The sequence below is a fragment of the Jiella sp. M17.18 genome, assembly GCF_041027365.1.
Lineage (GTDB): Bacteria > Pseudomonadota > Alphaproteobacteria > Rhizobiales > Rhizobiaceae > VKMB-3413.
Genome location: NZ_JBFTEH010000039.1, coordinates 1 through 2,591 on the forward strand (window position 1 = coordinate 1; position 2,591 = coordinate 2,591).

Genomic DNA, 2,591 nt, shown 5'->3' on the forward strand with positions numbered 1-2,591 from the left:
TCGTGAAGCGGCAGATGTACGGGCGTGCCAAGCTCGATCTCCTCGAAGCCCGACTGCTCGGCGCCGCCTGATCGTCATCGAGAGTGCGTCAGACCCCAAACGGGACCCCTCTGACGCAGGGGTTCAAAGTGCCTTCCGAGATTGATCGGAGGCCGAGTTGGGATGCTTGTCGTGGAGACGATCGCGAAGATCCGCCGTGCGCATTTTGTTCAGGGCAAGGGGATCAAGGCGATCTGCCGTGAGCTGAAGGTCTCGCGGAAGGTGGTGCGCAAGGTTCTGCGCTCGGACGAGACGGCTTTCGAGTACGAGCGCTCGGTGCAGCCGATGCCTAAGCTTGGCGCCTTTAAGCCGGAGCTCGACCGGATCCTGGCCATCAACGATGCCCGTCCGGTGCGGGAGCGGCTGACGCTGATCCGGATCTTCGAGGAGTTGCGAGGGCTCGGCTACGAGGGCGGGTATGACGCCGTTCGCCGCTACGCCCGAGGCTGGCAGCGGGAGCAGGCCTCGCTATCGGCCGCGGCCTTCGTGCCCTTGAGCTTCGATCCGGGCGAAGCCTACCAGTTCGACTGGAGCCACGAGGTTGTGCTGATCAACGGCACGACGGTGACGGTGAAGGTCGCCCACGTCCGGCTCTGCCATTCCCGGATGCTGTTCGTGCGGGCCTACCCGCGGGAGAGCCAGGAGATGGTGTTCGATGCGCACGACCGGGCGTTCGCCTTCTTCAAGGGCGCCTGCACCCGCGGGATCTACGACAACATGAAGACGGCGGTGGAGACGATCTTCGTCGGCCGGGAGCGCGTCTACAACCGGCGCTTTCTCCAGATGTGCGGCCATTACCTCGTCGATCCCGTCGCCTGCACGCCGGCCTCGGGCTGGGAGAAGGGCCAGGTCGAGAACCAGGTCGGCCTCGTGCGCGAGCGCTTCTTCACGCCGCGCCTGCGGGTGAAGAGCTACGAGGAACTGAACGCCTGGCTGCTCGACCGCACGATCGCCTATGCCAAGGCGCACCGCCATCCCGAACAGCGTGATCGGACGGTGTGGGAGGTGTTCGAGGAGGAGCGGGCGAGCCTCGTGCCCTATCGCGGCCGCTTCGACGGCTTCCATGCCGTGCCGGTCTCGGTGTCGAAGACATGCCTCGTGCGCTTCGACAACAATCGCTACTCCGTCGCCGCGAGCGCCGTCGGCCGCCCGGCAGAGATCCGCGCCTACGCCGACCGGATCGAGATCCGCCAGGAGGGGCGGATCATCGGCGAGCATTCGCGCTGCTTCGGCCGCGACCAGACGATCTACGATCCCTGGCATTACGTGCCCGTCCTGGCGAGGAAGCCGGGGGCACTCAGGAACGGCGCGCCGTTCAAGGACTGGATACTGCCCGCACATCTCGATCGGGTCCGCCGCAAGCTCGGCACCGCACCCGATGGCGGGCGGCAGATGGTCGACATCCTCACCGCGGTGCTGAGCGACGGTTTGCCTGCGGTGGAGGCCGCGTGCTCGGAGGCGCTGGCTGAGGGCGTCCATTCCGCCGACGTCATCCTCAACATTCTGGCGAGAGCCCGCGAGCCCGCCCGCACGATCACCATCATGACCCCGGACGCGCTGCGTCTTCGCCACGAGCCGGCGGCCGACTGCGCCCGCTACGACAACCTCAGGAGAGCATTGTGATGGAACGCTCCGAGATCCTCGGCGCCATGGGCGAGCTGAAGCTCTACGGCATGAAGGCGGCCTTCGACGAGATCATCTCCACGGCCGTGAAGCGTCAGCACGAGCCGAGCCGTGTCGTCGGCGACCTCCTCCAGGCGGAGATCTCCGAGAAGCAGGCGCGCTCGATCAAATACCAGATCACCATCGCCAAGCTGCCGCTGGCCCGGGACATCGACGACTTCGTCTTCGACGACACGCCGATCAACGAGACGCTGGTGCGCGATCTCGCCGGCGGCAACTTCCTCGCCCATCAGCGCAATGCCGTCCTCATCGGCGGCACCGGCACCGGCAAGACCCATCTGGCGATCGCCATCGCCCGAGCCTGCATCCGCTCAGGCGCCCGGGGCCGCTTCTTCAACGTCGTCGACCTCGTCAACAAGCTCGAGGCGGAAGGACGGGCGGGCCGGCAGGGACGCATGGCGGACTACCTCACACGGATGGACTTCATCGTCCTCGACGAACTCGGCTATCTGCCGTTCGCCCAGTCCGGCGGCCAGCTCCTGTTCCACCTCATCAGCCGGCTCTACGAGCAGACGTCGGTGATCGTCACCACCAATCTTGCCTTCGGAGAATGGCCCTCGGTCTTTGGCGACGCCAAGATGACGACAGCGCTCCTCGATCGGCTCACCCACCACTGCGACATCATCGAGACCGGCAACGAGAGCTGGCGCTTCAAGAACCGCCTCTGATCGACTGCCCTAGCGCCGTACGCAACGGCCTCGTCATCGCTTCGCCTACGGCTCCGCGATCACGAGGCCGTTGCGCATCCGACACCCGCAGAGGGGTCCCGTTTGGGGTCTGACGCACTCTCGATGACGATCAGGCGGCGCCGAGCAGTCGGGCTTCGAGGAGATCGAGCTTGGCACGCCCGTACATCTGCCGCTTCACGA

At 66.0% G+C, this 2,591-nt stretch carries 1 protein-coding gene and 1 pseudogene; both read left to right on the forward strand.

Annotation, left to right across the window (positions count from 1 at the left end):
• Window positions 1–162 precede the first annotated feature (162 nt).
• Window positions 163–1,656: pseudogene (istA, locus tag AB5S17_RS23300) on the forward strand (IS21 family transposase); the annotation flags it as partial.
• 5 nt (window positions 1,657–1,661) lie between these two features.
• On the forward strand, window positions 1,662–2,390 hold the full coding sequence (gene istB, locus AB5S17_RS23305) for an IS21-like element helper ATPase IstB (RefSeq protein WP_207353209.1): 729 nt from the start codon (window positions 1,662–1,664) through the stop codon (window positions 2,388–2,390).
• Window positions 2,391–2,591 lie beyond the last annotated feature (201 nt).